The sequence below is a fragment of the Pseudomonas sp. NPDC089569 genome (genome assembly GCF_050280625.1).
Lineage (GTDB): Bacteria > Pseudomonadota > Gammaproteobacteria > Pseudomonadales > Pseudomonadaceae > Aquipseudomonas.
On sequence record NZ_JBNNVQ010000076.1, the window covers coordinates 21072 to 28135 of the forward strand.

General features: G+C 60.2%; 5 protein-coding genes and 1 pseudogene. 1 reads left to right on the forward strand and 5 read right to left on the reverse strand.

Annotation, left to right across the window (positions count from 1 at the left end):
• Nucleotides 1-100 precede the first annotated feature (100 nt).
• The 4 genes from thrC to xerD all read right to left on the reverse strand — a co-directional run bounded on the left by thrC (nt 101) and on the right by xerD (nt 4893).
• Nucleotides 101-1510, reverse strand: a complete 1410-nt coding sequence (thrC, locus tag ACQKP2_RS23415; protein WP_427579856.1) for a threonine synthase — start codon at nt 1508-1510, stop codon at nt 101-103.
• Nucleotides 1511-1576: 66 nt separating this feature from the next.
• Nucleotides 1577-2881 (reverse strand): homoserine dehydrogenase, encoded by a 1305-nt coding sequence (locus tag ACQKP2_RS23420; protein ID WP_427579858.1) that lies wholly within the window; start codon nt 2879-2881, stop codon nt 1577-1579.
• A 131-nt stretch (nt 2882-3012) separates the two neighbouring features.
• The gene (locus ACQKP2_RS23425) at nt 3013-3744 is read right to left on the reverse strand and encodes a thioredoxin fold domain-containing protein (protein WP_427579860.1); all 732 of its coding nucleotides are present in this window, start codon (nt 3742-3744) and stop codon (nt 3013-3015) included.
• A gap of 252 nt (nt 3745-3996) precedes the next feature.
• Nucleotides 3997-4893, reverse strand: coding sequence for a site-specific tyrosine recombinase XerD (xerD, locus tag ACQKP2_RS23430; RefSeq protein WP_427579862.1), 897 nt, complete (start codon nt 4891-4893; stop codon nt 3997-3999).
• A gap of 105 nt (nt 4894-4998) precedes the next feature.
• Between xerD and ACQKP2_RS23435 the strand changes: the two genes are divergently transcribed.
• Entirely contained in the window at nt 4999-6810 is a 1812-nt protein-coding gene (locus ACQKP2_RS23435) for a cation:proton antiporter (protein ID WP_427579864.1), read from the forward strand.
• 115 nt (nt 6811-6925) lie between these two features.
• Here ACQKP2_RS23435 and ACQKP2_RS23440 read toward each other — a convergent pair.
• A pseudogene (locus ACQKP2_RS23440) lies at nt 6926-6991 on the reverse strand (50S ribosomal protein L19); the annotation flags it as partial.
• Nucleotides 6992-7064: the final 73 nt, after the last annotated feature.

Genomic DNA, 7064 nt, shown 5'->3' on the forward strand with positions numbered 1-7064 from the left:
CTTGTCTCGTCTGTCGGATGCACTTCCCCACCGATGGCCAGTCGCAGAAACGAAAAAGCCCGTCAGGCGACGGGCTTCAACGTGTGACAGGCACTTGCGGTTACAGAGGCTTGCCGCGATTACCATGCTGGCTGACAAAGGCCTGTACGGCTTTGAGGTCATTCGCCAGGACGGTGCAACGCTCCTCGCGCTCAAACAGATCGGCAAGATGCACTGGAAGCTCGAGCGCTTTGCCGACACCGGCTTTTTCCACGGCATCCGGGAACTTGACCGGGTGAGCCGTGCCCAGAACGACCATCGGGATATCGAGGCTGCGACGGCATTCCCGTGCGGCCCTGACGCCGATGGCGGTGTGCGGGTCCAGCACTTCACCGGTTTGCTCGTAGACTTCGGCAATGGTTTCGCAGGTTTGCGCATCATCCACGGCCAGCGAGTCGAACAGTTTGCGCGCTTCGGTCCAGCGCTCCTGCTCGACGCTGAAACCGCCGCCCTGCTTGAAGCTGTCCATCAACCCGGCAATCGCTGCGCCGTTGCGACCGTGCAGGTCGAACAGCAGACGCTCGAAGTTCGACGACACCATGATGTCCATGGACGGCGACAAGGTGGCGTGCAGGGTTTCCTTGACGTACTGATTGCCGCTCATGAAGCGGTGCAGGATGTCGTTGCGGTTGGTGGCGACGATCAACTGGTTGATCGGCAGGCCCATGTTGCGCGCCAGGTAACCGGCGAAGATGTCGCCGAAGTTGCCGGTCGGTACCGAGAACGACACCGAACGCGCCGGGCCGCCCAATTGCAGGGCTGCGTGGAAGTAGTAAACGATCTGGGCCATGATCCGCGCCCAGTTGATCGAGTTGACCGCCACCAGGCGCGTGCCCTTGAGGAAGCCCTGGTCGGCGAAGCTGGCCTTGACCATTTCCTGGCAGTCATCGAAGTTGCCTTCGATGGCAATGTTGTGAATGTTTTCACCCAGGATGGTGGTCATCTGCCGACGCTGCACTTCGGACACACGGTTGTGGGGGTGCAGGATGAAGATGTCGACGTTTTCGCAACGCTTGCAGCCTTCGATGGCGGCCGAGCCGGTATCACCGGAGGTGGCGCCGACGATGACCACACGCTCGCCACGCTTTTCCAGCACGTAGTCGAGCAGGCGACCGAGCAATTGCAGGGCGAAGTCCTTGAACGCCAGGGTCGGGCCGTGGAACAGCTCCAGGACCCATTCATTGCCGTTCAGTTGACGCAGCGGGGCCACGGCGTTGTGGGCGAATACGCCATAGGTTTCTTCGAGGATCTTTTTGAAATCGGCATCCGGAATGCTGCCGGTGACGAACGGGCGCATCACCCGGAAGGCCAGTTCGTGGTACGGCAGGCCGGCCCAGGAAGCGATTTCCTCCTGGGTGAAGCGTGGCAGGTTTTCAGGGACGTACAGACCGCCGTCGGTGGCAAGACCTGCCAGCAGGACGTCTTCGAAATTCAGGGCCGGTGCCTGGCCGCGGGTACTGTTGTAACGCATGACTGACTCCATTGATCTGTGTTCGTATTGCCGGGCCAGCAGGCTGGCCCGGTGAACGATATCGGCTTAGTTCTGGTGTTCGACGCGAATCCGAACGACCGGACCGACCACGCCCGCAAGGGCTTCCAGGGCGGCAATCGCATCGTTGATGTGCTGCTCCAGTACGCGGTGGGTCAGCAGGATCATTGGCACCAGGCCGTCGTGCTCCTCGACTTCCTTCTGCATGATCGACTCGATATTGATGCCACGCTCGGACAGGATGCTCGCCACCTGGGCCAGTACGCCCGGGTGATCCTTGGCCTGAATGCGCAGGTAATAGGCACTTTCGCAGGCTTCGATCGGCAGGATTGGATGAGCCGACAGCGAATCAGGCTGGAAGGCCAGGTGCGGAACACGGTTTTCCGGATCGGACGTCATGGCGCGAACCACGTCCACCAGGTCGGCGATCACTGAAGACGCGGTCGGCTCCATACCGGCACCGGCACCGTAGAACAGGGTCGAACCGGCGGCGTCGCCGTTGACCATCACCGCGTTCATCACCCCGTTGACGTTGGCGATCAGGCGATCGGCCGGGATGAGCGTCGGGTGTACGCGCAACTCGATACCGGCCGCGGTGCTGCGCGCCACGCCCAGATGCTTGATGCGGTAGCCCAGGGCTTCGGCGTAATTCACGTCGGCGGTGGTCAGCTTGGTGATGCCTTCGGTGTAGGCCTTGTCGAACTGCAGCGGGATACCGAATGCGATGGATGCCAGGATCGTCAGCTTGTGCGCCGCATCGATGCCTTCGACGTCGAAGGTCGGATCGGCTTCGGCATAACCCAGGGCCTGGGCTTCAGCCAACACATCTTCGAAGGTCCGGCCCTTCTCGCGCATTTCCGTGAGAATGAAGTTGCCGGTGCCGTTGATGATACCGGCGACCCAGTTGATACGGTTGGCAGACAGGCCCTCGCGGATCGCCTTGATCACCGGAATGCCGCCGGCCACGGCCGCTTCGAACGCAACGATCACGCCCTTCTCGCGAGCCTTGGCGAAAATCTCATTACCGTGAACAGCGATAAGTGCCTTGTTCGCGGTGACCACATGCTTGCCATTCTCGATGGCCTTGAGTACCAGCTCACGGGCAACGGTGTAGCCGCCCATCAGCTCTATGACGATGTCGATCTCAGGGTTCGTGGCCACATCGAAGACATCGTTGGTAATCGCAATACCGGTCGTTTGGAACTGAGGCTTTGGCGTGCGAATGGCAATTTGTGCCACTTCGATACCACGCCCGGCACGACGAGCAATTTCCTCGGCGTTACGCTGAAGTACGTTGAAGGTACCGCCACCGACGGTCCCTAACCCACAGATGCCTACTTTGACCGGTTTCACTGTGAACTCCCCATAAAACGGCCGACTCGAGGCCGGCCGTGAAAACAACCGCGATTCGCGGCTCTCTATTAATGGCCCGGCGATGTCGCTACCGGACCATGATCGTCAAGGCTTGCCGTGACGATGCGAACTTATTTTGCGCTCAGCGCCAGTTTGGCGACTTGTGGCGCTGGCTGGTAGCCCGGAATGACCTGACCGTCGGCCAAAACGATGGCCGGTGTGCCATTCACGCCAATCGACTGGCCGAGGGCAAACTGTTTGGACACCGGGTTATCACACTTGGCAGCCTTGATTTCCTTGCCTTCGACCATCTGATCCATGGCCGCTTTCTTGTCCTTCGAGCACCACACGGCCTGCAACTGCTCATCGCCCGGCGAGCCCAGGCCCTGGCGCGGGAACGCCACATAGCGCACTTCGATGCCGCGCTTGTTCAGCTCGGGCACTTCAGCGTGCAGCTTGTGGCAGTAGGGACAGGTGGTGTCGGTGAATACGGTGATGTGCGACTTGGTTTCGCCAATGGCCGGGTACACCACGGTTTCAGCGACCGGAATGTCGTTGATCAGCTTGGAAATGCCAAGGCGCTCGGTCTTCTCGGTCAGGTTGACCGGCTTGCCGTCCTTGAGCTGGAACATGTAGCCCTGAACCACGTACTGGCCGTCGGCACTGGCGTACAGGACGCGACTGCCCTTGAGTTTGACTTCATACAGGCCGGGCAACGGGCTGGCGGTGATGGTTTCTACCGGCACTTCGAGCTGGAGGTTTTCCAGGCTTTTACGGATGGCCTTGTCGGCCGCGTCATCGGCGACAACAAAGGTGCTGACCAACGCAATGGCGGCGGCGGCGAAAATCTGGGTCAGACGCATGAGAACTCCTGAAGGCGGACAAATGAGACGATCAGGCCACCGGTACGAAATCCGACCATGAACCGCCCATCGTGCAAACCGCCCAAGCCTAACACATAAGGTCGGCGTGACCGAATGCGCCTGACGCAAGACATTTCGCCCCCTGTAGGAGCGAGCAAGCTCGCGATGGTCGCCAACGATGACGCTGGGCATCTGACACCCAGCGGCGCCCTTGCGCTCATCGCGAGCTTGCTCGCTCCTACAGGGTTACAGTCAGCCGCGCGGGTGGTGTTTGGCGTGCAGATCCTGCAGGCGTGCCCTGGCGACGTGGGTATAGATCTGGGTGGTGGACAAATCGCTGTGCCCCAGCAGCATCTGCACCACCCGAAGGTCGGCGCCATGGTTGAGCAAATGAGTGGCGAACGCGTGGCGCAAGGTGTGTGGTGACAACGATTTGCCGATACCGGCCACCTTGGCCTGATGCTTGATCCGGTGCCAGAACGTCTGGCGGGTCATCTGTTCGCCGCGCAGGCTCGGGAACAGCACATCGCTGGGATGACCGCCGAGCAGCTCTGCCCTGCCATCGCGCAGGTAGCGTTCGACCCAGACGATCGCTTCTTCGCCCATGGGAACCAGACGCTCCTTGCTGCCCTTGCCCATCACCCGCAGCACGCCTTGCCGAAGATTGACCTGCTCCAGCGTCAGGCTGACCAGTTCGGTGACCCGCAGACCGCAGGCGTACAGCACCTCGAGCATCGCCCGGTCACGCTGGCCGATCGCCTCGCTCAAATCCGGTGCCGCCAGCAGTGCTTCCACATCGGCCTCCGACAGCGACTTGGGCAGCGGCCTGCCCAGTTGAGGCATGTCCACCCGCAAGGTCGGATCGATGGCGATCAGTTTTTCCCGCAGCAAGTAGCGGTAAAACCCCCGAACACCGGAAAGAAACCGCGCCGTGGAACGGGGTTTGTAGTTTTGCTCCAGGCGCCAGGCCAGATGATCGAGGATCAATTCGCGCCCGGCGGCGATCAGTTCCAGCCCTTGCTCCTGCAACCAGCCGTTGAACAAGGCCAGATCACTGCGATAGGCATCGCGGGTGTTATCGGAGAGGCCTTTTTCCAACCACATGGCGTCGAGAAACTGGTCTATCAATGGATGTTCGATGGCAGGCATGGGCACTCAGGCAGGGAGTTCAAACGGCATGTAAAAAATCGGGAGGACGACCAAAACGGCCGCTAGTCTTTCATAGCCTGCCATTTCAAGGAACAGGAAGGTGCAATGAGCGAACAGCAGATACTGTTGACACTCGGTGGTATCGGGGCGGCGGCGCTGATGTGCCAATGGCTGGCCTGGCGCCTCAAGTTACCGGCGATTCTGTTCCTGCTGCTGACCGGCATTCTGGTCGGCCCCGTGCTGCACCTGTTTGACCCGCAGGAGATGTTCGGCCCCCTGCTCATGCCACTGGTGTCGTTGGCTGTTGCGCTGATCCTGTTCGAAGGCAGCCTGACACTGCACTTGTCGGAATGGCGCGAGATCGGCAGCGTTGTCCGCCGCCTGGTGACCCTCGGCGCCCTCACGACCTGGGTGATCATCGCAGTGGTCACACACTGGTTGATGGGTTTCGACTGGATGCTCGCCATTCTGTTTGGCAGCCTGACCCTGGTCACCGGGCCGACCGTCATCATCCCGATGCTACGCGTCGTGCGCCCCAAGGCATCGATTTCCAATATCTTGCGCTGGGAAGGGATCGTCATAGACCCGATCGGCGCATTGCTGGCGGTGGTGGTCTACAGCTTTATCATCGCCAGTGCTGACGACCAGGGACTCAAGCAAAGCCTGTTGACCTTCGGTGCTGTGATTTTCTGCGGTTGCCTGTTCGGTGTAGCCGGCGGCTGGGGACTTGGCACCCTGATGCGCCGTCACTGGCTACCTGAATACCTGCAAAATCTGGCGGCACTCGCGGCAGTATTGGGTATCTTCATAGCGGCCGATGAAGCCGTGCACGAATCCGGCCTGCTGGCCGTAACGCTCATGGGTGTATGGCTGGCCAACATGAAGGGCGTCGATGTGCGGCATATCCTGCACTTCAAGGAAAACCTCAGCGTCCTGCTGATTTCCGGATTGTTCATATTGCTGGCAGCGCGCCTGGACCTGAACGCCTTGATCGCCCTGGGCCCGCTGGTCCTGATTCTGCTGCTGATCATCCAGTTCATCGCCCGGCCATTGAATGTGCTGCTCTGCACGGCGGGCTCGAACCTGAGCTGGCGCGAACGGGCACTACTGGCGTGGATAGCCCCCCGTGGCATTGTCGCGGCAGCCGTTTCGGCAATCTTCGCCATTCGCCTGGATGACGCGGGGCACGAAGGAGCGTTGCTTCTGGTGCCGCTGACCTTTGCGGTGATCATCGGCACAGTGGTCTTGCAAAGCGCAACGGCACGGCCGCTGGCACGCCTGCTGAAAGTAGCCGAGCCAGCACCGAGCGGTTTCCTGATCATCGGTGCCAATCGCCCCGCACGCACGCTGGGTAAAGCGCTGCAACAACTGGGTAGCCGGGTGCTACTCACCGATTCGAGCTGGGAAAATATCCGTGCAGCCCGTATGGAGGGCCTGCCGACCTATTTTGGCAACCCGGCCTCGCAACACGCCGATGCTCATCTGGACCTGGTCGGACTCGGACACTTGCTTGCGTTATCACCGTCGGGGGAAATGAATACGCTGGCACTGATGCGTTTTCGGCATGATTTCGGCCACCAGCGAATGTTCGGACTGACCAGCGGCCAGGAAAGCCGCCGCACCGACAAGCACCGGACCAGCCTGGAACTGCGCAGTAATCAACTGGGCAGTGAAGCGCTGACTTACGGAAAAATCGCCAGTCAACTGAGCCACGGCGTCGAGCTGTACAGCACGACATTGACCGAAGGTTTCGGCTGGGATGATTACCAGGCCCTGCACGGGGATCGGGCGACGTTGTTGTTCCTGCGTGATGACAGCGGCTGGGTGCATGTAGTGACACCCGACAGCACGCACAAACCTTCTGCGGGATGGACGTTGCTGGCACTGATCCAGCCTGAGGTTGACGGCGCCTCATGAATCGCATCCTGGTCGACACCAGACCTGAAACCGCTCAATCGCACATGACGAAACTAAATCGCAGGCAACAAAAAAGCAGCCCGTAGGCTGCTTTTTTCTGCATCGGAAGCTGGACTTAAGCCAGTTTTTCCTTGATGCGAGCTGCTTTACCCGACAGGTCACGCAGGTAGTACAGCTTGGCATGTTGTTATTTGGCGAAGAGCTGGCTCATATCCTTGAAAGCCTTGAACTCAAGGGCGTTTCCGCATGGATCA